Source organism: Streptomyces sp. NPDC053367 (assembly GCF_044545925.1).
GTDB lineage: Bacteria > Actinomycetota > Actinomycetes > Streptomycetales > Streptomycetaceae > Streptomyces.
In genome coordinates, this window is sequence record NZ_JBITYN010000007.1 from 1 (window position 1) to 22263 (window position 22263).

Here is a 22263-nt window from a genome sequence, read left to right on the forward strand (position 1 = left end):
CTTTGTACTCACCCTCTCGGGCTTTCCTCCGGGCGCTTCCCTTCGGTCTTGCGTTTCCGACTCTATCAGATCTTTTCTCGATCCGATTTCCTCGGCGCTTTCCAGGTTCCCGCTTCCGCGTTTCCCTTCCCGGCGGTTCCGACTTTATCAGAAGTTTCGAGCCGGTTTGACCGGCCGTCGTTTTCCGATTTCATCGGGGGCGGCTTCATTGATATCGATGCGATCGATGTTTCAAGAAGCTCGTAGATTCTAACCCGCCGCCGACCGGTTCAGGACCAGTCCAGGCAACTGTTCGAATCTACCTCCCCGCCTGCTCCGTGTCAACGGCTCCTGCGGGGCGAAGAGGAGACTAGCAGCTCAGCGGAGCGATCCGCACATCAGGCGGCCGTCGGCACCCTGGCGCTGCGCTCGGCGGCCGTGACGTCGCCTGTGGCGCCCTCGCGGGCTGCCCGGCCGCCGAGGACGTAGACGTACAGCAGGAAGGCCACCTCGGCGGTGATGCCGATGGCGATGCGGGCCCAGGTGGGCAGGCCGGAGGGGGTGACGAAACCTTCGATGGCGCCGGAGATGAACAGGACCAGGGCCAGGCCTATCGCCATGCCCACGGCCGCCCGGCCCTCTTCGGCCAGGGCCGTACGGCGCGTGCGCGGACCGGGGTCGATGAGGGTCCAGCCGAGGCGCAGGCCTGTGCCGGCGGCGACGAAGACGGCGGTCAGTTCGAGGAGGCCGTGCGGGAGGACCAGGCCGAGGAAGGTGTCCAGGCGTCCTGCGGAGGACATCAGGCCGATACCCACCCCCAGGTTGAGCATGTTGAGGAAGAGGATCCAGATGACGGGGAGGCCCAGGAAGATGCCCAGGACGAGGCACATCGCGGCGGCCTGGGCGTTGTTCGTCCACACCTGGGCGGCGAAGGACGTCGCCGGATGGCTGGAGTAGTAGGTCTCGTACTGGCCGCCGGGGCGTGTCATCTCGCGCAGCTCGGTCGGGGCCCCGATGGATGCCTGCACTTCGGGGTGGGTGCCGATCCACCAGCCCAGCAGGGCGGCGACGAGGGTGGAGATGAGGGCGGTGGGAACCCACCAGTGGCGCGCGCGGTAGACCGCGGCGGGGAAGCCGTACAGCAGGAAGGCCGTGACGTCGCGCCATGAGGCGCGGCGGGTGCCCGTGACGGCGCTGCGCGCGCGTGCCACCAGTTGGCTGAGCCGGCCCGTGAGCTGTGGGTCGGGGGCGCTGGACTGGATCTGGGAGAGATGAGTGGCGGTGCGCTGGTAGAGCGCGACGAGTTCGTCGACCTCGTCGCCGGTGAGGCGGCGCCGGCGCCCGAGGAGGGCGTCGAGGCGGTCCCACTCCGCGCGGTGGGCGGAGACGAAGACGTCGAGGTCCATCGGTGTGCCTGCTCCTCGGCTTGTCGTCGCGGTCGTCGCGGATGTCAGCTTGTCGTACTGGGGCGCGATGCGCCCTCAGCTTGGCAGACTGACGGTTCTCCGGGCAGGTCAGGGAAGGACGGCGGGCGTGAGTGAGCTGGTGACGGGCGAGGCGGTGGCGTTGGAGCTGCGCCCGGCGAAGCTGCCGAGCAGGGCGCTTGCCGTGTTGCTCGACCTGGTGGTGGTCGGCGTCGCCTATACGGCGGTGACGATCGTGCTGGCGATAGCCACGGCGTCGCTGGACGAGGCCGCGCAGATGGCCGTGTCGATCGCGTCGTTCATCCTCGTCCTGGTGGGCGTGCCCATCGCGGTGGAGACGCTCAGTCACGGGCGTTCGCTCGGGAAGATGGCGTGCGGTCTGCGGGTGGTGCGGGACGACGGCGGGCCGATCCGCTTCCGGCACGCGCTGGTACGGGGTGCCGTGGGCGTGGTCGAGATCCTGATGACGTTCGGGGTCGTCGCCTGTATCGCCTCGCTCGTGTCGGCGCGAGGTCGTCGGCTCGGGGACGTCTTCGCGGGGACGCTCGTGGTGCGGGAGCGTGTGCCTGCGGCGCGCAGCGGGTTCGTGCCGCCGCCTCCGCCCTGGATGTCGGGTCGTTTCTCCGGCGTCGACCTGTCCGCGGTGCCCGATGGGCTGTGGCTGGCCGTGCGTCAGTACCTGACGCGGATGCAGCAGCTTGATCCGCAGGTCGGCGCGGCGATGGCGGGTCGGCTCGCCGCGGATGTCACGGCGCGTACGGGGGCGCCCGTCCCGCAGGGCGTTCCGCCGGCCGCGTATCTGGCCGCGGTGCTGCAGGAGCGGCAGGCTCGGGAGGCTCAGCGGGCCTTCGGGCAGGGCGCTGCCGTCGGCGGCGCGGTGCCGGGCGGTCCGGGAGCGGCCGTCGAGTCGTCGTACGGACCTGCGTCTGCGCCGGCAGCGGGTACGGGGGCTTCCGTGGGGGCGGCGGGTGGCGCCGGGACGTACGCCTCTCCGGCCGGGACGTACACCCCTCCGGCCGCGCCCTGCTCCCCCCCGGTTGTCCCCTACTCCCCTCCGGCCGTGGCGTCCGAGCCGGCGGTTCCGGGTGCTGGGCCCGGAGCCGGCGTCCGGGACGAGTCGTCGGCGGACAGGCCGGGCGGGGGGTTCGCGCCTCCGGCGTGAGGCCGCCGGTGGGCTGGACGCCGTCCAGAGCCGGGTCCGGTGGGCTCGCCTGGGACGGCTGCCCCGCCTGCCTGCGGGCGCGGCCGACTTTTCCTGCCACCGGCCCGCCATCGTGACCGCGTGGCCGTCGTGGCCATCGTGACCGCGTGGCCGTCGTGACCATCGTGACCGCGTGGCCGTCGTGACCATCGTGACCGCGTGACCGTCGTGACCGTCGTGGCCATCGTGGCATCGTGGCCGTCGTGACCGTCGTGGCCCCTGTGACCGCGTGGCCGTCGAAGCCGTCGAGGCCGCCGCGGCCGGCGACCAGGCCGGCCCCTCCGCCCGTAGCCCCTCAGTCGAACCGGGACGGTGGCGTTTCGAGGTCCTCCAGCTCGATGCCGGGGGCCGCCAGGACCACGTCCCCGGCGATGTGAACCGAGTGCTGTTCACCCGTGTCCAGGGCTGTGACCTGGTATTCGTCCACGGTCAGGGGGGCGTTGTCAGTGGCGTGTGCTTCTCTGTTCACCAGGGCCCAGGACTGGTCCACGGTGCGGGGGGCGAGGACCGGGTCCGTGAAGGCGACCAGGCGTACGCGGGTCGCTTCGCCGGAGGGGGTGAGGCGCAGGAGACGAGCCGTGGCGACGAGGAACGCGGGGGACGTGCCGGTGAAGGCGTGGGCGCGCACATTGCCTTCCGTGGCATGGGTGCCGGTGGGGTCCGTGCGGACCCAGGTGACGCCGTCGAGGGCGGCGCCGCGCACCTGCCAGCTTCCCGCGTGGAGTTCCAGGCGGATGGGGCGGCCGAGCTCGTCGAGGGCGAGGTCGACGGAGCCGTGGTGGTCTCCCGACGGAGTGGTCAGCTGGGAGACGTAGCGCCAGCCCGAGGGGCCGGGTGCGCAGTGGAAGTGTTCGAGTGCGAGGAGGGTGTGATCGTGCGGATCGTGGAGCGAATAACGGCCGCGGGGCATGGGGGTCCTGGGTTCTGACGGGCTCGGGGTCGGCCGGCTCGCCGAGGCTGCCGGTCCGTGGAAAGGGGCAGGCCCCCGGCACGGGGGTGCGGGGGCCTGCCTCTGGGGTCGGACCTGGCGCTGCGGTGCGCGTCAGTGCACGGACGCGCACCCGGCGGGCCGGGCCGCCGGACTCTGCGGTTGCGAGTCCGGCGACGGCGACGGCACGCCTCAGTAGCGGTAGTGGTCCGGCTTGAACGGGCCGTCGACCTCGACGCCGATGTACGCGGCCTGCTCCGGGCGCAGCTTGGTGAGCTTGACGCCGAGCGCGTCCAGGTGGAGGCGGGCGACCTTCTCGTCGAGGTGCTTGGGCAGGGTGTAGACGCCGATCGGGTACTCGGCCTGCTTGGTGAACAGCTCGATCTGGGCCAGGGTCTGGTCCGCGAAGGAGTTGGACATCACGAAGGACGGGTGGCCGGTGGCGTTGCCCAGGTTGAGCAGGCGGCCCTCGGACAGGACGATGATCTTCTTGCCGTCCGGGAAGGTCCAGGTGTGGACCTGCGGCTTGACCTCGTCCTTGACGATGCCGGGGACCTTGGCGAGGCCGGCCATGTCGATCTCGTTGTCGAAGTGGCCGATGTTGCCGACGATGGCCTGGTGCTTCATCTTGGCCATGTCCGAGGCCAGGATGATGTCCTTGTTGCCGGTCGTGGTGATGAAGATGTCGGCGGTCTCGACGACGTCGTCCAGGGTGGTGACCTGGTAACCGTCCATCGCCGCCTGCAGGGCGCAGATCGGGTCGATCTCGGTGATGATCACGCGGGCGCCCTGGCCGCGCAGGGACTCGGCGCAGCCCTTGCCGACGTCGCCGTAGCCGCAGACGACGGCGGTCTTGCCGCCGATCAGGGTGTCGGTGGCGCGGTTGATGCCGTCGATCAGGGAGTGGCGGCAGCCGTACTTGTTGTCGAACTTCGACTTCGTGACGGCGTCGTTGACGTTGATCGCCGGGAACAGGAGGGTGCCCTCGCGCTGCATCTCGTACAGGCGGTGGACGCCGGTCGTGGTCTCCTCGGTGACGCCGCGGATCTCGGACGCCAGCTGGGTCCACTTCTGCGGGGTCTCGGCCACGGTCCGGGTGAGGAGCTCGAGGATGACGCGGTGCTCATCGGACTCGGCGGTGTCGGGCGAGGGGACCTTGCCGTCCTTCTCGTACTCGACGCCCTTGTGAACCAGGAGGGTGGCGTCGCCGCCGTCGTCCAGGATCATGTTGGGGCCGCCGGTGGGGGTGTTCGGCCAGGTCAGGGCCTGCTCCGTGCACCACCAGTACTCCTCCAGGGTCTCGCCCTTCCAGGCGAAGACCGGGATGCCCTGGGGGTTGTCCGGGGTGCCGTTCGGGCCGACGGCGATGGCGGCGGCCGCGTGGTCCTGGGTGGAGAAGATGTTGCAGGAGGCCCAGCGGACCTGCGCGCCCAGGGCGGCCAGGGTCTCGATCAGGACGGCGGTCTGCACGGTCATGTGCAGGGAACCGGTGATGCGGGCGCCCTTGAGGGGCTGCGCCTGGGCGTACTCCTTGCGGATCGCCATCAGGCCGGGCATCTCGTGCTCGGCGAGGGTGATCTCCTTGCGGCCGAACTCGGCCAGGGAGAGGTCGGCGACCTTGAAGTCCTGTCGGTTGTCGACAGTCGTCATTACGGGCTGCTCCTCGGGATCGGGTCGAGGTCTGGGTACGGCTGTTCTGCGCGGCGGCGGACACAGGGGTGCCCGAAAGAGGACACAGGCATGCCCGCGTGCGCGCAGCGCAGTCCGTCGGAGGCCCTCTCTCCCTCGGTCGGTCCGCCATGGGACCGCCCGACCGCCATCAGCAGCGACGTCTGGCTCCACTCCAAGCTACACCGCTGGGCCCGGCCGTCCCCAGTCCGCCTGTGAACTCATCCGGCCGATCATGCTCGTTGTGGTGGGCGTTACTGTCGGCGGCCGTACGGAGATTCGGAGGGGCGGGTCCATGGGGTTGGTGCGTCGGCTGTCGGTGGCCGGGTGGGTGTCGGTGGGTGTGGGTCTGCTGGTGGTGGTCGGCTGCCTCGGGTGGTGGTGGGCCGGTCATGACGGGGTCCGGGTGGGCGGCGACTCGATGAGGCCGACGTACGCGGCCGGGGAGCGGTTGGTCGTGGACACGGCTGTCGGCGGCGCCGAGGTCGAGCGGGGCGATGTCGTGGTCTTCTCGGCGCCCGAGGTCCAGGGCTTCGAGGACTCGGTGGTCAAGCGGGTCGTGGGGGTGGGCGGCGATCGCGTCGAGTGCTGCGCCGGGGCCGGTGCGGGGCAGCGGCTGCTGGTGAACGGCCGGCCGCTGGACGAGCCGTATGTGGCGGACGGAATCGTGGACGGGCGGGTTCCGGGCGGGGCGAACGAGGAGTACGTCGTCGAGGTGCCCGAGGGGCGGTTGTTCGTGCTCGGCGACTACCGGAGCGTCTCCAACGACTCGCGGACCTACGGGGGCGGCCTGGGCGGGACGGTTCCCGTGGAGGCGGTGCAGGGGCGGGTGGTGGACGGGGGGAGTGCTGCGCTCCCGCTGGTCGTGGTCGCGCTGGGCGGGCTGGTCGTCGCCCTGGCGGGCCTGATCCTCGTCCTGGGCGGGCGGCACGTGCGCCGACGGGGCGGCCTGGCGGATCCGCCCTGGCCGGTGGGGCCGCTCGGGGTGTGAGGCCTTCCCCCGGGGTGGGGCCGCTCGGGGTGTGAGGCCTTCCCCCCGGGGTGGGGCCGGACACGCGTCGGGCCCGCCGAAGGTTCGGCGGGCCCGGGCGTACGAGCGGGGGAAGCCGGGGTCAGTGCCCCGTGGTGGGCACCGGCCCGCCGGGGGTCGCCTCCGGGTCCGGGCCCTTGGCGGCCTCGGCCTCGTTGTAGATGTCGGGCTCGAGGTAGATGACGCGGGCGATGGGGACGGCGGTGCGGATGCGGGACTCGGCGGCGTCGATGGCGGTGGCGATCTCGCCGGCCGTGCCGTCGTGGCGGACGGCGATCTTCGCGGCGACCAGGAGTTCCTCGGGGCCGAGGTGCAGGGTGCGCATGTGGATGACGCCGGTGACGGTGTCGCCGTCGACGACGGCGGCCTCGATCTTCTTGACCTCCTCGACGCCTGCGGCCTCGCCGAGCAGCAGCGACTTGGTCTCGGCGGCGAGGACGAGGGCGATGAGGATCAGCAGGACGCCGATGCACAGGGTGCCGATGCCGTCCCAGACGCCGTCGCCGGTGGCGAGGGCGAGGCCGACGCCGCCGAGCGCGAGGACCAGGCCGACGAGCGCGCCGAAGTCCTCCAGCAGGACGACCGGCAGCTCGGGCGCCTTGGCGCGGCGGACGAACTCCTTCCAGGACTGCGTGCCGCGGAGCTCGTTGGACTCCTTGATGGCGGTGCGGAAGGAGAAGGCCTCGGCGATGATCGCGAAGGCGAGGACGCCGACGGGCCAGTACCAGTGCTCGATCTCGTGCGGGTGCTTGATCTTCTCGTAGCCCTCGTAGAGGGCGAACATGCCGCCGACCGAGAACAGCACGATGGAGACGAGGAAGGCGTAGATGTAGCGCTCGCGCCCGTAGCCGAAGGGATGCTGCGGGGTCGCCTCGCGCTGGGCCTTCTTGCCGCCGACCAGGAGCAGCGCCTGGTTGCCGGAGTCGGCGAGCGAGTGGACGCCCTCGGCGAGCATGGAGGACGAGCCACTGAAGGCGAACGCCACGAACTTCGATGCCGCGATCGCGAGGTTGGCGGCGAGTGCCGCCACGATCGCCTTGGTACCGCCTGACGCGCTCATGAGTTCGCGTATTCCCTTCATGCCCAGTCGTACGCGGTCGTACGAGGTCGTACGCCGCCCGGGCCTCGCCCACGGCTTTGCCCGTCCTTTGCCGGTGGGTCATTGTTGCAGCCCGCTCGGGGACGGGCGCGTCCCCCCGGTCATGACGCCCGATCAGGCGATGACGGTGGCCCGGAAGAGCGTGCCCGTACCGGACACTTCGGCTGTTTCGCCGGCGGGCACGAAGACGGAGGCGCCGGAGGTGAGCCGGTGCTCGCCGGCGTGGATCGTGCCGGCGGTGCAGAGCAGGATCTGCGGGGTGGCGCGAGTGAGGTCGTGCGAGGCGCCGCCGGGCGGCAGGACGTAGCGGGAGAGCCGGAACTCGTCGATGGGGGCCTCGTAGACCTCCTCGCCGTCCGGGGACGCCTCCGGGCGCAGCACGCCCGGGTCGGCGGCCTCGAAGCGGACCACGCGCAGGAGTTCGGGGACGTCGACGTGCTTGGGGGTCAGGCCGCAGCGCAGGACGTTGTCCGAGTTGGCCATGATCTCGACGCCGAGGCCGCCGAGGTAGGCGTGCGGAATGCCGGCGCCGAGGTAGAGGGCCTCGCCGGGCTGCAGCCGGACGTGGTTGAGCAGCATCGCGGCGATGACGCCCGCGTCGCCCGGGAAGTGGTGGGCGAGTTCGGCGTAGGGCGCGTAGGGGCCGCCGAGGCGGACGCAGGCGGCGGTGGCCTCGGCGACGGTGTGGGCCATGTCCTCGGGGTCGGCGCTCAGCACGGCCGTGAGCATCTCGCGCAGGGCGGCGTCCTCGGGGTGGGCGTGCAGCAGGTCGGCGTACGGCTTGAGGGAGTCGACGCCGAGGCCGTCGAGGAGTTCGGCGGAGCGCAGCGGGTCGCGGAAGCCGCACAGGCCGTCGAACTCGGTGAGGGCGCAGATCAGTTCGGGCTTGTGGTTGGGGTCCTTGTAGTTGCGGTGCGGGGCGTCGATGGGGACGCCGCGGCGCTCCTCGTCGGCGTAGCCCTGCCGGGCCTGCTCCAGATCGGGGTGGACCTGGAGGGAGAGCGGGGCGCCGGCGGCGAGGACCTTGAACAGGAAAGGCAGCCGCGGCCCGAACCTGGCGACCGTCGCCTCGCCCAGCTCGCGCACCGGGTCCGCGTCGATGACCTCGACGAGCGTGCCGCGCCCGGTGCGCGAGGGCGCGCCGGGGTGGGCGCCCATCCACAGTTCCGCCTGCGGCTCACCGGTCGGCTCGACGCCGAGGAGCCGGGGAATCGCGGTGGTGGAGCCCCAGGCGTAGGGGCGGACGGTGTTGTCGAGGCGGTCCATGCGCGTGTCTGTCTGCTCTCTCTTCTCGCGACGCGTGCGAAGCGTAGGACGGCGGGGCGTCTTCGCGTACGACGGTCAGGGTGTCCTGGGCTACATCAGGCTCCCGAGGCGAGCGCCAGGTAAACGGCGGCGAAATCCGTGATGGCGATCAGTTCCGCGAGGGTGACGAGCTCGTCGCCGGGCTCCGGTTCGAGTTCGCTGATCGGCGTGTCGTGGCTGAGGGCCACCTCGCGGGCGGCGGGCGCGGCGGTGAGGCCGCCGATGGGGCGGTCGCGCAGCAGCACCACACGCGCGCGCAGGGCGGGGGGTTCCTCGACGCGGTCGCGGAAGAAGTCGTCGGGGTCGGCGCTGGCGGCGAGCGGGCCGGCCAGCAGGGCGCTGTGCGAGGAGAGGGCCTCGGGCAGTTCGGCGACCAGCGCGGCGCGGCCGGAGAGCTCGGCGAGCGCGGCGGCGAAGCGGCGGCCGGCCGGCCCCGCGGAGGTGCCCTCGGTCCAGATCACCGGTAGCGCTTCGGCGAGTTCGGCGGCGAGGGTCTTGGCCGGGTTGCTGTACGTCGCGATGGCGGGGCCGCAGCGTTCGGCGACCTGGTCGAGCCGGTCGGCGACCTTCTCCAGCGCGTCGGCGGGCGCGGAGACCAGGCCGATGCGGTCCAGCAGCGCGAGCAGCGGGGTGAGCAGGGCCCACAGGACTCCGGGTGCGGAGGCGGTGGGGGTCTGCTCCAGTTCGTACGGGGCGGTCGCCATCGGCACGAACAGGCCGTGGCTCTGCGCGACGGCCTCGCCGAGCGGCGTACCGGCGGGAGCGACGGCGGCGACCGTGCAGCCGCGGCGGTAGGCCTGCTCGGCGAGCAGGGACAGACCGGGTTCGGTGCCGTCGGGGGTGGTGATCAGCAGCAGGTCGACGGAGCCGGTCCAGCCGGGCAGCTCCCAGCGCAGGGCGCCGGCCGCGGGGGCGACGCCGGTGGGGGCCAGCCGGATGACGGGGCTGCCGGGGCCCGCGAGGGTGCCGAGCAGGTCGGCGACGCAGATCGCGGCCGCTCCGGGGCCGGCGATGAGGACCGCGCGCGGGCGGCCGTCGGGCTTGAGGTCGCCGACGCCGGACTCGGCAGCGGCCCGGGTGGCGGTGCGGACGCGGGCGCCGGCCTCGGCGGCACCGCGCAGCAGGGCGCGCTGGTCGGCCTCCGCGAGGGCGTCCGGGGTGTCGAGCAGCGATTCGTCGAGCATGGGCGGAAGCCTCCGGTCGCCGGGTTCGGTGCGTGAGCGCTGCGCTGGCCTGTGCGGGGGGCTGGGGTGCGGTGCCGTTACGCCGGGCGGCGGGCCTCGTCCACCAGGAGCACGGGGATGCCGTCGCGGACCGGGTACGCCAGGCCGCAGTCCTGACCCGTGCAGAGCAGCTCGGTGTCCTGGTCCTTGAGGGCCGAGTGGCAGGCCGGGCAGGCGAGGATCTCCAGAAGGCCGGCTTCGAGCGGCATGGGGGCGTCCCTTCGGGGCGGGGCTGGGTATGCGTATGTGCCTGGTCAGCGTACCGCCGCAGTGGGTGGTCTGTGGCGGTACGGGGGTATCGGCGGGAAGCCGGCACGTGCGGGCGGGGCCGGTGCCGCTCGCCCGCACCGGCGGCACCCAGGCTGCCGGCGCCGGCCACTACGCGCCCCCGAGGGGCGCGGGGAACCGCGCGACCGGCCACCCACGGCCCGCACCCGCAGCCCGAGCCGCACACGCACATGCACACGCACCCGCACCCGCACCCGCACCCGCGGAGGCGACCCCCGTAGGTGGATCCAGCCTCAGCCCCTGATGATCGCCAGCGCCTCGTCCCGGATCTTGGCCATCGTCGCCTCGTCCCGCGCCTCCGCGTTCAGGCGGAGCAGCGGCTCGGTGTTGGAGGGGCGGACGTTGAACCACCAGTCGGTGGAGGTGACGGTGAGCCCGTCGAGGTCGTCGAGGACGATGTCCTCGCGGCCCTCGTACGCGGAGCGGATCGCGGCGAGGCGGCCGGCCTGGTCGTCGACCGTGGAGTTGATCTCGCCGGAGCCGGCGTAGCGGTCGTAGGACGCGGTGAGGGCGGACAGGGGGCCCTCCTGGCCGCCGAGGGCGGCGAGGACGTGGAGGGCGGCCAGCATGCCCGTGTCGGCGTTCCAGAAGTCGCGGAAGTAGTAGTGCGCGGAGTGCTCGCCGCCGAAGATCGCGCCGGTGCGCGCCATCTCGGCCTTGATGAAGGAGTGGCCGACGCGGGTGCGGACGGGCGTGCCGCCGTTCTCCTCGACGACCTCGGGGACGGACCAGGAGGTGATGAGGTTGTGGATGACCGTGCCCGAGCCGCCGTGGCGCGCGAGTTCGCGGGAGGCGACCAGGGCGGTGACGGCGGACGGGGAGACCGGGTCGCCGTGCTCGTCCACGACGAAGCAGCGGTCGGCGTCGCCGTCGAAGGCGATGCCGAGGTCGGCGCGCTCCTCGCGCACACGCGCCTGGAGGTCGACGAGGTTGGCGGGGTCCAGCGGGTTGGCCTCGTGGTTGGGGAAGGTGCCGTCCAGCTCGAAGTACATCGGCACCAGCTCAAGGGGCAGGCCCTCGAAGACGGTGGGTACGGTGTGGCCGCCCATGCCGTTGCCCGCGTCGACGACGACCTTCAGGGGGCGGATGGAGGTCAGGTCGACGAGGGAGCGGAGGTGGGCCGCGTAGTCCTTCAACGTCTCGCGCCGGGTGACGGTTCCCGGCGCCTCGGCCGCGGCCGGGGCGCCCGACTCGCGCCACTTCGCGACGAGTTCGCGGATCTCGTCGAGGCCGGTGTCCTGGCCGATCGGGGCGGCGCCGGCCCGGCACATCTTGATGCCGTTGTACTGCGCCGGGTTGTGCGAGGCGGTGAACATCGCGCCGGGCAGCCCCAGGGCGCCCGAGGCGTAGTACAGCTGGTCCGTGGAGCACAGTCCGATCTCGGTGACGTCGACGCCCAGCGCGGCGGCGCCCCGGGCGAACGCGCCCGCGAGGCCCGGCGACGAGGGCCGCATGTCGTATCCGATGACGATCGCGTCGGCGCCGGTCACCTGGGCGAAGGCGGCACCGAACAGCTCCGCGAGCGACTCGTCCCACTGGTCGGGGACGACTCCGCGAACGTCGTACGCCTTCACGATCTGTGACAGATCAGCAACCACGGCCAACCCTCCTGAATGTCCTGTCGGTCGCCTCAAACTACCCGTACGGCCTGCGGACACGGTGAGCGCACCATCTGGTGGTCTTCGCGACGTGGACCTCAGGACCGGGTGGATTCGGGCCGGACCGGCCGGAAAGGTGCCCGACCGGGCGCCGGGACAGGTCAGTTGTCCGGGGAGCGCAGCACCCTCAGGTGGCCACGGCGGGCCACCTCCATCGGGTCGGCCGTGCGGGCGCCGCCGGCCTGGGCGGCGCGTTCCTGCGGACGGGCCGCCTCGCGCACGGCGTTGGCGAGCGCCTCGAGGTCGTCGCCACTGGGGCGGGCCGGGGCCGAGCCGTCGAGGAGCCGGACGACCTCCCAGCCGCGCGGCGCGGTGAGGCGCTCGGAGTGCTCGGCGCACAGGTCGTAGCAGTGGGGCTCGGCGTAGGTGGCGAGCGGGCCGAGGACCGCGGTCGAGTCGGCGTAGACGTACGTCAGCGTCGCGACGGCGGGTCGGCCGCAGGCGGTGCGCGAACAGCGACGTACAGGGCTCACGACGTTGGACGGTACCGCACTCTTGAGCGGGCCGCGACGACTCTCCACCAGGTCACCCCACCGTGTCGTGTAGCGAAACGTCCCACAAACCCCTTCTGTCATACCCCGCTGACCTGCACAGACATGCATTTTCGGCGGATCCCACAGCACCGGGCACGGTCACCACTCGGCACAAACCGCAGCATTCGGCCCGTCTTCAACAGTCTCGGAGAGATACGGAATCGAGCCCAACCTTGGCTGGAATGGTCATCCTCCGACACACTCCGAGGTGTGGCCGGATGCCGTCCGGTGCGCCGCGTGGGCACCGGGCGGCCCGTGCGGACAAGAACTAGGCTTCACCAGTGATGGACACCCCCGTACCGCCCCCTGCCACCGGCCCCGGGCCCCGCCGCCGCGACCGCCACGGCCGGGGCATGCGCGGCCCGATCGCGCCGCCGCAGGTGCCGCTCGCCGCGAGCCGCGCCGAGCTGTTCGCCGACCTGGTGCAGGACTCGGTGGAGCGTCTGGAGCGGCGCTGGCCGCAGCTCGCCGACATCGACTTCATGGTCCTGGAGGTGCCGCGGCCGGCCTCGGCGGGAGAGGCATGGCACGACGAGCCGGTCCCGCTGGGCGGCACGGTTCCCGCGCACGAGGGACACCGCGCGCGGGTGGTGGTCTACCGCAGGCCGGTGGAGATCCGCACCAAGGGACGCGACGAGCGCGCCGCCCTGGTGCACGAGGTCGTCGTCGAGCAGGTCGCCGAACTGCTGGGGCTCACCCCCGAGACGGTCGACCCGCGCTACGGCGAGGACTGACCGCCCGGGCTACTGCAGCACCGACAGATCCTGCTCCGCGCGCGGCACGGCGACCATGCCGCGGTCGTCGGACAGGGTCTGCACCGTGAACGCCGGTACGCCGTCCTTCGTCGCCCGAAGGGTCCGGGAGGCGTAGAGCGGCCCGCCGGAGACGGTCTCCACGGTGAGCGCGTAGGTGCCCTTCAGGCCGTTGAGCTCCGGGAGTTCCACGTCCTGGGTGGTGCCGGACCTGACCGTGTACGTCTCGGTCACGGCCGTGCCGCCCTCGGTGCCGGCGGAGGCGGTCACCTCGACCTTGGCGTCGCCGCTGGGCGCGGTGAGCGACAGGGTGGTGCCCTTGGCGGTGTTGCCGAGGGCGTTCGCGCGCGGGCCGACCGGGCGGGCGGCCGGGATGAAGGCCGTCTCCTGCTTGTCGCCCTTGCCCCGTACGACCCGTACGCCGGCGACGACCGGCACCGAGCGGTCGGTCGGGGTCAGCACCAGCGAACCGGCCTCGCCGCGCGTGACGTCGCCGAGGTCGACGGCGGTGGTCATGCCCGACTTCACGTGCAGGGTCTCCTGTCCGGCGGGGGTGATCAGGCCGGACGGGGCGGCGAGGCGCACCTTGAGGTCGGCGTCGGAGTCGCCCGGGGTGAAGGCGATCAGGCGCACGGACGTGGCGTCCTCGGGGATGCCGGGCACGACGAGGGTGCCGGCGGGGTCGGCGGCCGGGGCCAGCCAGTCGCCGCCGAGCTTGTCGTCCAGGGCCAGCAGGGCGGCCCCGACGCGGCCGCTGCGCACGTTGACGCGCACGGTGAGGTCGCTCTGCGGGCCGTCGGTGAGGGTGGACAGCAGGATCGGCTCGGTGGCGCCGGGCTTGACGGTGATGCCCTCGGCGACCGTGGACTCCAGGGCGCCGTCCTTGCCGTACAGCTCGAGGTCGACGACGGCCGCCGAGTCGTCGGGGTTGGTCAGATGGACGTAGTCGGTGCGGTCGGCGTCGGTCGAGGCGCCCACGAACCAGAACTCGGTGTCGGGGGCGGTGCAGTCGACGCCCGCCAGGCCCCGCCCCGTGCCCGCGGCGACCTCGGTGGTCTGCAGGACGCTCCAGCCGGGGGCGGCCTTGCCCTCGGCGGTGCCGATCAGGGCGGGCGCCTGGCCGCCGGAGATGTCCCCGCTGACGGGCGTGCCCGGGGCGCCGGGCTTCAGGACGGGCCTGGGTGCCTTCTTGACCGGTTTCCCGGAGCCGGGCCCGGCCGCGGTGGCGGGCAGCAGGGCGGCCCTGCCGTCCTCCCCGGTGCCCTTCGTGACGGGGGTGAACGACGTGTACGTGGTGTCGGCGAGGTCGGAGGTGCTGGGCGCCGGGCACACGAGTGTGCTGCGCTCCACGGGCAGGTACGCGGCAGCCTGTGCGGTGTCCGTGCCGGAGGCGCCGGGCGCGGTGAGCGCGCCGAGGCCGGTGACGGCGGCGAGCGCGGCGGTGGCGGCGATCAGGGACAGGGTCGTGCGGTTCACTGCTGGCTCCCGTCGGGGCGCTCGCTGCCGGTGGCGTGCGGGTGGGCCGAGGGGTCCGGGTTCGCCGGGTCGTACCCGGGGTCGTACCCCTGGCCGTACGACGGGTCGTAGCCCTGGCCGTAGCCCTGGTCGTAGCCCTGGTCGTAGTGGGTGTCGTACGACGTCGTCCGGGCGGTCCCGCCGTAGGCGTACGGGTCGTACTGGCCCGACTGGTACGGGTCGGGCTGGTGGCCGCCGCCGTAGGTGCCCGCCGGGTACTGCTCGGCGTGGCCGGGATAGGGGTCGGCGGTGGTGTCCCAGGTGTCGTACGACTGCTGCTGCGGGACGGCGACCGGGGTCTGCTCGGGCATCGGCGGGAACTCGTCGGCGTGGACGTCCTCTGCGGGCGCCGGCTCGGTCCCGGCCTCGGCCTGGGCGCGCAGGCGGCGGGCGCGGCGGCCCTCGCCTGCGGTGGCCTGGGCGGGGACCGGGGTCTCCTCGGGCAGGTCGTCGTCGATGTCGCGGCGGCGGCCGGGCAGGGCGAGGACGACGAGGACGAGGGCGAGGAAGCCCTGCGTCCACAGCCGGGCGGTGTGGCCGATCGGGTCGTCGTGGGTGAGGTCCAGGCGGCCGCCCGCGGCGGGCAGTTCGAAGCCCTGGGCCCAGCCGTCGAGGGTCTTGCGGGTGAGCGGGGTGCCGTCGAGGGTGGCGGTCCAGCCCTCGGAGGCGGTGTCGGCGAGGCGCAGGACGCGGCCCTCGGGGCCGGCCGGGACGGTGGTGTGGATCTCGACCGGGCCGGCGGCGACGGGCTGCGGTTCGGCGGCGCCGTCGCTGACGATCGTCGCGCGCGCGACCTGCCGGTCGACCTGCCACAGGGCGCTGCCGTCCTTCTGGCTGAGCCGGGACAGGCCGGGGGTGGCGTCCAGGATGCGGCTGACCTCGCGCGGGGCGCCCTTGTGGACGAGGACGTAGCGGACCGCGAAGTCGCCGAGCTGGGTGGCCTGGTCGGCGCCGGAGCCCGCGACGAGGTTGGCGACGACCTTGTCCAGGCGGGCGTTGTCCCCGTCGGCCGCGGCCAGTTCGGCGTCACCGAGGCGGGCGCCTGAGCCGCGGACCAGGGTGTAGCCGACGTGGGCGGTGGAGTCGCTGTCGAGGACGAGCGTGCGCGCCTGGTCGGGGTTGTTGCCCTCCTCGGCGACGAACGCGGGCACCTGCACCGGGTCGCGGCGCTCCAGGGGGCCGTCGGCGCCGCCGATCATCCAGCCGACGGCGACGAGCAGCGGGCCCGCGGCGGAGGCGAACGCGATCAGCGCGGCGACCGGCTGGCGCCAGCCGAAGCTCTGCTCGGCCACGCGTGCGCGTGCCCCGTCGGCGCCGAGGACGGCGGCCGCGAGCAGGGCGAGGCCGTAGACCAGGGTGGCCGGTCCGGCCCAGGCGGAGCGGTTGGACAGCACCGCGAGGGCGAGGCCGACCAGGGCGACGGCCCAGGCCGTCACGATGGCGGGGCGGCGCTCGGCGCGCAGCAGGGCGGCCAGCGCGGCGAGGACGATGCCGACGAGCATCAGCCCGTCCACGGTGCCGGGCCCGCCCGGGCTCGCGCCGAGCAGGTCGAGCGCCGTGGCGGTCGACGGGCCGTACTCCAGGCCGGCCTCGGTGAAGAAGCCGGCCGGCAGCAGTGTCAGCGACCAGGGCGCGAGCAGCAGCAGGGGCGTGCCGAGCTGGGCCAGGAAGCGCAGGCCGTAGGCGGTGATGTCGCCGCGGCGTACGACGAGCAGGCCGACGCCGAGGACCAGGGCGGCGGGCCACACGATGGGGGTGAAGGCGGTGGCGATCGTCAGCAGCAGTGCGTACGCCCAGGTGGCGCGCCAGCTGCCGCGGGCGCCGGAGGAGTGGGTCAGGCCGCTCGCCGCGACGCCCGCGCGGGCGATGAGCGGCAGCAGCACGGCGAGGACGGCGGTGCCGAGGCGGCCGCCGGCGAGTGCGCCGGTGACGGCGGGCAGGAAGGCGTAGGCGACGGCGGCCCAGGCGCGCAGCAGCCTCGACGTCACCAGCGGCCGCGAGGCGAAGTAGGCGCTGAGGCCGGCCAGCGGTACGGAGGCGACCAGCAGGGTGGTGAGGGCGAGCCCGGTGGAACCCAGCAGCAGCGAGGCCAGCAGGGCGACGACGGCGAGGTACGGCGGGGCGGTGGGGGTGCCTCCGGCGCCGACGGGGTGCCAGGAGTCCAGGTAGCGCGACCACAGTTCGCCCGCGCCCGCGGGGGCGGGCAGCAGCGCGCCGCCGGCGAGGGCGCCGCCGCCGAACAGGGCGCGGCAGGCGGCCAGTGAGACGAGCAGCAGGACCAGGAACAGCACCGGGGCCGGTTTGCGGGCGACGCGCTTGAGGCGGGCGAACTGCTCGATCTCCAGGAAGTCGGCGTCGTCGCCGCCGGGTCCGGACTCGACGGCGCCGCCGTGCCGTCCGGCGCCGGAGGCGGACTCGGCGTCGGAGCCGCCGAAGAGGTCGCCCGCGACCTGTTCGACGGTGGCGCGGACGGTCGCGCCCGGCGGCGGGAAGAGCTGTCGCAGTTCGCCCTTGTCGATCTGGGGGCGGCCGCGGGTGCGCCGGCCGGCGATGATCCGCTCGGGCCGCAGCAGCACGCCGAGGAGGCCGCGGATCTCGTCGACGGCCTGTCCGGGGACCTTGCCGACGAGGTAGGCGAGGGTGCGCAGCACGGTGCCGAGGACGAGCCGCAGCAGCACCCAGGGCAGCAGGGCGGTGCGGGTGTTGACCAGCAGGGTGTAGACGGCGCCGGCCTTGTCGACCTTGTGCGGGGAGGCGGTGGTGCGGCCCGCGCAGTCGACGGTGCGGCGCTCGCGGGAGGCGGCCTCGGCGTGCCGGACGACGGCGTCGGGGGCGATCAGGACGCGGTGGCCCGCCGCGTGGGCGCGCCAGCACAGGTCGACGTCGTCGCGCATCAGGGGCAGGCGCCGGTCGAAGCCGCCGAGCCGCTCGAAGACGTCGCGGCGGATCAGCATGCCCGCGGTGGACACCGACAGCACGGAGCGGACGTGGTCGTGCTGCCCCTGGTCCTGTTCGCGGCGGTCCAGGCCGGTCCAGCGGCGGCCGGAGTGGGCGATGGAGACGCCGACCTCGAGGAGCTGGCGCTTGTCGTACCAGCCGCGGAGTTTGGGGCCGACCACGGCCACGTCGTCGCGGCCGAGCTCGAGTTCGTTGTCGACGACGCGCAGCAGTTGGGCGAGGGCGTCGGGTTCGGGGGCGCAGTCGTCGTGCAGCAGCCACAGCCACTGGACCGGCTCGCCGTAGGGAAGTTCGGGCAGGTCGTAGGTGTCGTCGCGCCACTGGCGGGTGACGGGGTCCCAGCCGCTGGGCCGCTTCAGGTACGGCAGGTCCTCGGGGGTGAGGTGGGGGGCGGTGCGGTGGGCCTCCTCGACGGCCTGGCCGAAGCCGGTGCGGCGGGCGAGGTGGAGCACGCGGTCGGGGCCGAGGGCGTCGGTGACCAGCGCGGCGGAGTCGTCGGCGCTGCCGGTGTCGGCGGCGACGGCGTACTGGACGGGGCGCTCCTGGCCGAGCAGCCCGGCGAGTGCGTCGGGCAGCCAGCGGGCACCGTCGTGGGAGACGACGACCGCGGTCACGACATGGCGCGGGAACTCTGGTGTGGCGGCGCCGTTCTGCGCCGCCGTGTGGCTGTGCACGGACATCGAGGTACGGGCCCCGGTTCGCTGGACTGCGGTGGACGCCCGTGTCCCGTGGGGATGACGAGGCGTCTCGGACGAGCGACCACACTATCGGCTGGCCACCACAGCGGCCCGCCGCCTGTGGATAACCCACCGGCGACGGGCCGTTCGGTCGTGCGGTCGGGGCCGTGCGTCAGACGGCGGCCTTCTTCAGTCGGCGGCGTTCCCGCTCGGACAGGCCGCCCCAGATGCCGAAGCGTTCGTCGTTGGCGAGGGCGTACTCGAGGCACTCGGAGCGGACCTCACAGGCGAGGCAGACCTTCTTGGCCTCGCGGGTGGAGCCGCCCTTCTCGGGGAAGAAGGACTCGGGGTCGGTCTGGGCGCACAGCGCGCGCTCCTGCCAGCCGAGTTCCTCGTCCGCGTCGTCGACCAGCAGTTGCTGCACCAGCTCGGTCATGTGCGCCCCTCGTCTGTCTTTCGCGTCCCCGTGATGTAGCCGTTACCGATTCCGGCTGAACGACACGAGTGAAATTACAAGTGTGCTGCTCCGGGCGAGTCAAGCCGAGATCTGCTATTGGGCCCCTTATTCACTCTGCGGAACCAAGGCCATGCGGAAAGTGTTCAAATCGCCATAAACCTCGACAGGCAGAGAGAGCCCCGGGGGCCTCCGGCCCCGCACGGACCTGTACGGAGAAGGACGCCCGGACGTTCGATCTCGTTCCGACACGCGCGCCGAAGCGAACCGGATCACAACGGGATCACGGGTTCGCAACGGGGCTTGTGCGCCCGGTTGTGCGCCATGTGTCCGGGCGGACGGCTGAACAAACCTTTCGCCTCGCAGATGAACCGAATGAGGTGAACCGTGTCCCACATACCGGGCGTGAAGTTGACAGTGAAGGTGTGAACCGCTGTCCTTGTGGGCATGCTCGCGAACTTGGCGCTCACCTCGACCCGCACCGCCGGGTCCCTCGGTGCTGCCACCGTTCGTCGTGGCTGTTGCTGTTGTCCCAGCTGTTGAGCCCCACGCGCGCTCCGGCTGCCTCCTGAGTCCACCGCGACTCGGCTGCTTGTTCCCGTCGCCCGTACCCGGGCACCCCTGTCCCCCGTGATCCGGGCGGACGGACCGCGACACCCAGCCGCCCCCCACACCCCGCCGAGGAACCCCCGCATCCATGAACAGCGACAGCGACCTCCAGATCGCCGGCGACATCCTCGAGGTCCCGCACCTGCTCCAGGCCCCGCGCGAGCACCCGGCCACCGTCGCCGAGTTCGCCGGCCTGGCCCGCACGATCGCCGCCGACCGCTCCCAGTGGGAGCACCTCGTCCGGTACGACGCCACCACGCGCTGGTACCACCGGCTGCGCACCGGGCCCGGCTACGAGGTGTGGCTGCTGTCCTGGGTGCCCGGACAGGGCAGCGGACCGCACGACCACGGTCGCTCCTCCGGGGTGCTGACCGTGCTGGACGGCACCCTCACCGAGCGCACCGGGCGCGGCACGCGCGCGCTGGGCGCCGGGGCCCAGCGGGTGTTCGCGCCGGGCTACGTCCACGAGGTCGTCAACGACGCCCTGGAACCGGCGGTCAGCCTGCACGTGTACTTCCCGGGCCTGACCGAGATGCCCATGCACACCGCGGCGTTCTGCGCGGCGCGTTCCGTGACCGCCTGACGGATTGTCGGACCCGCCTGCCAGACTTGACCCATGCGCATTGTGGTTCTGGCAGGCGGCATCGGTGGTGCCCGGTTCCTGCGCGGTCTGAAGAAGGCCGCGCCGGACGCGGACATCACGGTCATCGGCAACACCGGGGACGACATCCACCTCTTCGGGCTGAAGGTCTGCCCGGACCTCGACACGGTGATGTACACGCTCGGCGGCGGCATCAACGAGGAGCAGGGCTGGGGCAGGGCGGACGAGACCTTCCATCTGAAGGAGGAACTCGCGGCGTACGGCGTCGGGCCGGAGTGGTTCGGGCTCGGCGACCGCGACTTCGCCACGCACATCGTGCGGACGCAGATGATGAGCGCCGGCTATCCGCTGAGCGCGGTCACCGAGGCGCTGTGCGACCGCTGGCAGCCGGGCGTGCGGCTGATCCCGATGACCGACGACCGCGTGGAGACGCATGTCGCCGTCGAGCTGGAGGGCGAGCGCAAGGCGGTGCACTTCCAGGAGTACTGGGTAAGGCTGCGCGCGTCCGTGCCGGCCGAGGCGGTCGTGCCGGTGGGCGCCGAGCAGGCCAAGCCCGCGCCCGGCGTGCTGGAGGCCATCGCCGAGGCGGACGTGGTGCTCTTCCCGCCGTCGAACCCCGTCGTGTCCGTCGGCACCATCCTCGCCGTGCCCGGCGTCCGCGAGGCGATCGCCGACGCGGACGTGCCGGTGGTGGGCCTGTCCCCCATCGTCGGGGACGCGCCCGTGCGCGGGATGGCCGACAAGGTGCTCGCGGCGGTGGGCGTGGAGTCCACGGCGGCGGCGGTCGCCGAGCACTACGGCTCCGGACTGCTGGACGGCTGGCTGGTGGACACCGTCGACGCGGGCGCGGTGGAGCGCGTGGAGGCGGCCGGCATCCGCTGCCGGGCCGTGCCGCTGATGATGACCGACCTCGACGCGGCCGCGCAGATGGCCCGCGAGGCGCTGGCCCTGGCCGAGGAGGTACGAGCCCGGTGAGCGAGGCAGCCGCGCCGGAGTACCGGGTCTGGGCGGTGCCCGGGCTTCCCGAGGTCGCGCCGGGTGACGACCTCGCCAAGCTGATCGCCACCGCCGAGCCGGGGCTCGCCGACGGGGACGTCGTCCTCGTCACCTCCAAGATCGTCTCCAAGGCGGAGGGCCGGATCGTCGAGGCCGCCGACCGGGAGGCCGCCATCGACGCCGAGACCGTGCGGGTGGTGGCCCGGCGCGGGGCGCTGCGGATCGTGGAGAACCGGCAGGGCCTGGTCATGGCCGCCGCCGGGGTCGACGCCTCCAACACCCCCACCGGGACGGTGCTGTTGCTGCCCGAGGACCCGGACGCCTCCGCGCGGGCGATCCGCGCGGGGCTGCGGGAGATCCTCGGCGTCGACGTCGGGGTCGTCGTCACCGACACGTTCGGTCGACCGTGGCGCGCGGGGCTCACGGACGTCGCGATCGGCGCCGCCGGCGTGCGCGTGCTGGACGATCTGCGCGGGGGCACCGACGCCCACGGCAATCCGCTCAGCGCCACGGTCGTGGCCACGGCCGACGAGCTGGCCGCCGCCGGCGATCTGGTCAAGGGCAAGGCCGCCGGGCTGCCCGTCGCCGTCGTACGCGGGCTGCCGCAGGTGACCGCCGAGGGCGACGGGGACGGTGCGCGGGCGCTGGTGCGGGCCGGGCAGGACGACATGTTCCGGCTCGGCACCTCCGAGGCGGTCCGGCTCGCGGTCACCCAGCGCCGTACCGTCCGCGCCTTCACCGACGCCCCCGTCGATCCCGGTGCCGTGCGCCGCGCGGTCGCCGCGGCCGTCACCGCGCCCGCACCGCACCACACCACCCCGTGGCGGTTCGTGCTGCTGGAGTCGCGGGAGTCGCGCACCCGGCTGCTGGACGCGATGCGGGAGGCGTGGATCGCGGACCTGCGCCGGGACGGCAAGTCCGAGGAGTCCGTCGCCAAGCGCGTGCGCCGCGGCGACGTGCTGCGCCACGCGCCCTGCCTGGTGGTGCCCTGCCTGGTCATGGACGGCTCGCACAGCTACGGCGACGCCCGCCGCGACGGGGCCGAGCGGGAGATGTTCGTCGTCGCCGCGGGCGCCGGCGTGCAGAACTTCCTGGTCGCCCTGGCCGGTGAGCGGCTGGGCTCGGCGTGGGTGTCCTCGACGATGTTCTGCCGGGACGTGGTGCGCGAGGTGCTCGGGCTGCCCGAGGACTGGGACCCGATGGGCGCGGTCGCCGTCGGTCATCCGGCCGAGGAGCCCCGCCCCCGGCCCGAGCGGGACGCGGGGGCGTTCATCGAGGTGCGCTGAGGGTGTGGCGTACGTCTATGCGCGAGAGGGGCGTGGCGGGGCGCCGGGGCTCGTAGGCTCGTAGGACCCGACCGGCTTC

The 22263-nt window shown here is 73.1% G+C and carries 19 protein-coding genes; 7 read left to right on the plus strand and 12 right to left on the minus strand.

Annotation, left to right across the window (positions count from 1 at the left end):
* Positions 1 to 246, plus strand: a 246-nt coding sequence (locus ACIGXJ_RS20035) for a hypothetical protein (RefSeq protein ID WP_399647000.1), incomplete at its 5' end; no start/stop codon positions are given.
* Positions 247 to 377: 131 nt separating this feature from the next.
* Here ACIGXJ_RS20035 and ACIGXJ_RS20040 read toward each other — a convergent pair.
* The gene (locus ACIGXJ_RS20040; protein ID WP_399647003.1) at positions 378 to 1385 is read right to left on the minus strand and encodes a stage II sporulation protein M; all 1008 of its coding nucleotides are present in this window, start codon (positions 1383 to 1385) and stop codon (positions 378 to 380) included.
* Positions 1386 to 1512: 127 nt separating this feature from the next.
* Between ACIGXJ_RS20040 and ACIGXJ_RS20045 the strand changes: the two genes are divergently transcribed.
* The gene (locus tag ACIGXJ_RS20045; protein ID WP_399647005.1) at positions 1513 to 2565 is read left to right on the plus strand and encodes an RDD family protein; all 1053 of its coding nucleotides are present in this window, start codon (positions 1513 to 1515) and stop codon (positions 2563 to 2565) included.
* Positions 2566 to 2899: 334 nt separating this feature from the next.
* On the opposite strand, the gene ACIGXJ_RS20050 is transcribed toward ACIGXJ_RS20045, so the two are convergent.
* The gene (locus ACIGXJ_RS20050) at positions 2900 to 3514 is read right to left on the minus strand and encodes a hypothetical protein (protein WP_399647008.1); all 615 of its coding nucleotides are present in this window, start codon (positions 3512 to 3514) and stop codon (positions 2900 to 2902) included.
* Between the two features lie 210 nt (positions 3515 to 3724).
* Positions 3725 to 5182: an adenosylhomocysteinase gene (ahcY, locus tag ACIGXJ_RS20055; protein ID WP_399647010.1), complete on the minus strand. Its 1458-nt coding sequence runs from the start codon at positions 5180 to 5182 to the stop codon at positions 3725 to 3727.
* A gap of 313 nt (positions 5183 to 5495) precedes the next feature.
* On the opposite strand from ahcY, the gene lepB reads away from it, so the two are divergent.
* On the plus strand, positions 5496 to 6191 hold the full coding sequence (gene lepB, locus ACIGXJ_RS20060) for a signal peptidase I (protein WP_399647012.1): 696 nt from the start codon (positions 5496 to 5498) through the stop codon (positions 6189 to 6191).
* 121 nt (positions 6192 to 6312) lie between these two features.
* Here lepB and ACIGXJ_RS20065 read toward each other — a convergent pair whose 3' ends face one another.
* From ACIGXJ_RS20065 to ACIGXJ_RS20090, 6 genes are all read right to left on the minus strand, one after another.
* A complete protein-coding gene (locus ACIGXJ_RS20065) occupies positions 6313 to 7290 on the minus strand; it encodes a cation diffusion facilitator family transporter (RefSeq protein WP_399647015.1) in 978 nt (325 codons plus the stop codon).
* A 153-nt stretch (positions 7291 to 7443) separates the two neighbouring features.
* Entirely contained in the window at positions 7444 to 8595 is a 1152-nt protein-coding gene (manA, locus tag ACIGXJ_RS20070) for a mannose-6-phosphate isomerase, class I (RefSeq protein WP_399647017.1), read from the minus strand.
* Between the two features lie 95 nt (positions 8596 to 8690).
* On the minus strand, positions 8691 to 9818 hold the full coding sequence (locus ACIGXJ_RS20075) for an SIS domain-containing protein (protein ID WP_399647020.1): 1128 nt from the start codon (positions 9816 to 9818) through the stop codon (positions 8691 to 8693).
* A gap of 77 nt (positions 9819 to 9895) precedes the next feature.
* Entirely contained in the window at positions 9896 to 10066 is a 171-nt protein-coding gene (locus ACIGXJ_RS20080; RefSeq protein WP_399647023.1) for a Trm112 family protein, read from the minus strand.
* A 312-nt stretch (positions 10067 to 10378) separates the two neighbouring features.
* Positions 10379 to 11743: a phosphomannomutase/phosphoglucomutase gene (locus tag ACIGXJ_RS20085; RefSeq protein ID WP_399647025.1), complete on the minus strand. Its 1365-nt coding sequence runs from the start codon at positions 11741 to 11743 to the stop codon at positions 10379 to 10381.
* A gap of 161 nt (positions 11744 to 11904) precedes the next feature.
* Entirely contained in the window at positions 11905 to 12324 is a 420-nt protein-coding gene (locus ACIGXJ_RS20090) for a DUF3499 domain-containing protein (protein ID WP_399647028.1), read from the minus strand.
* 296 nt (positions 12325 to 12620) lie between these two features.
* On the opposite strand from ACIGXJ_RS20090, the gene ACIGXJ_RS20095 reads away from it, so the two are divergent.
* On the plus strand, positions 12621 to 13070 hold the full coding sequence (locus tag ACIGXJ_RS20095; RefSeq protein ID WP_399648080.1) for a metallopeptidase family protein: 450 nt from the start codon (positions 12621 to 12623) through the stop codon (positions 13068 to 13070).
* A gap of 9 nt (positions 13071 to 13079) precedes the next feature.
* On the opposite strand, the gene ACIGXJ_RS20100 is transcribed toward ACIGXJ_RS20095, so the two are convergent.
* The 3 genes from ACIGXJ_RS20100 to ACIGXJ_RS20110 form a co-directional block, all read right to left on the minus strand.
* Positions 13080 to 14564 (minus strand): DUF5719 family protein, encoded by a 1485-nt coding sequence (locus ACIGXJ_RS20100; RefSeq protein WP_399647031.1) that lies wholly within the window; start codon positions 14562 to 14564, stop codon positions 13080 to 13082.
* Complete coding sequence (locus tag ACIGXJ_RS20105) at positions 14561 to 18241, minus strand: glycosyltransferase family 2 protein (RefSeq protein WP_399647033.1); 3681 nt, start codon at positions 18239 to 18241, stop codon at positions 14561 to 14563. The genes ACIGXJ_RS20100 and ACIGXJ_RS20105 overlap by 4 nt, the downstream gene beginning before the upstream one ends.
* 169 nt (positions 18242 to 18410) lie before the next feature.
* On the minus strand, positions 18411 to 18674 hold the full coding sequence (locus tag ACIGXJ_RS20110) for a WhiB family transcriptional regulator (RefSeq protein WP_003975777.1): 264 nt from the start codon (positions 18672 to 18674) through the stop codon (positions 18411 to 18413).
* 715 nt (positions 18675 to 19389) lie between these two features.
* Here ACIGXJ_RS20110 and ACIGXJ_RS20115 point away from each other — a divergent pair.
* The 3 genes from ACIGXJ_RS20115 to ACIGXJ_RS20125 are packed head-to-tail and all read left to right on the plus strand — an operon-like array spanning position 19390 to position 22184.
* Complete coding sequence (locus tag ACIGXJ_RS20115; protein WP_399647035.1) at positions 19390 to 19884, plus strand: cysteine dioxygenase; 495 nt, start codon at positions 19390 to 19392, stop codon at positions 19882 to 19884.
* Positions 19885 to 19917: 33 nt separating this feature from the next.
* A complete protein-coding gene (gene cofD, locus ACIGXJ_RS20120; RefSeq protein WP_399647037.1) occupies positions 19918 to 20877 on the plus strand; it encodes a 2-phospho-L-lactate transferase in 960 nt (319 codons plus the stop codon).
* On the plus strand, positions 20874 to 22184 hold the full coding sequence (locus ACIGXJ_RS20125) for a coenzyme F420-0:L-glutamate ligase (protein ID WP_399647039.1): 1311 nt from the start codon (positions 20874 to 20876) through the stop codon (positions 22182 to 22184). The genes cofD and ACIGXJ_RS20125 overlap by 4 nt, the downstream gene beginning before the upstream one ends.
* Positions 22185 to 22263 lie beyond the last annotated feature (79 nt).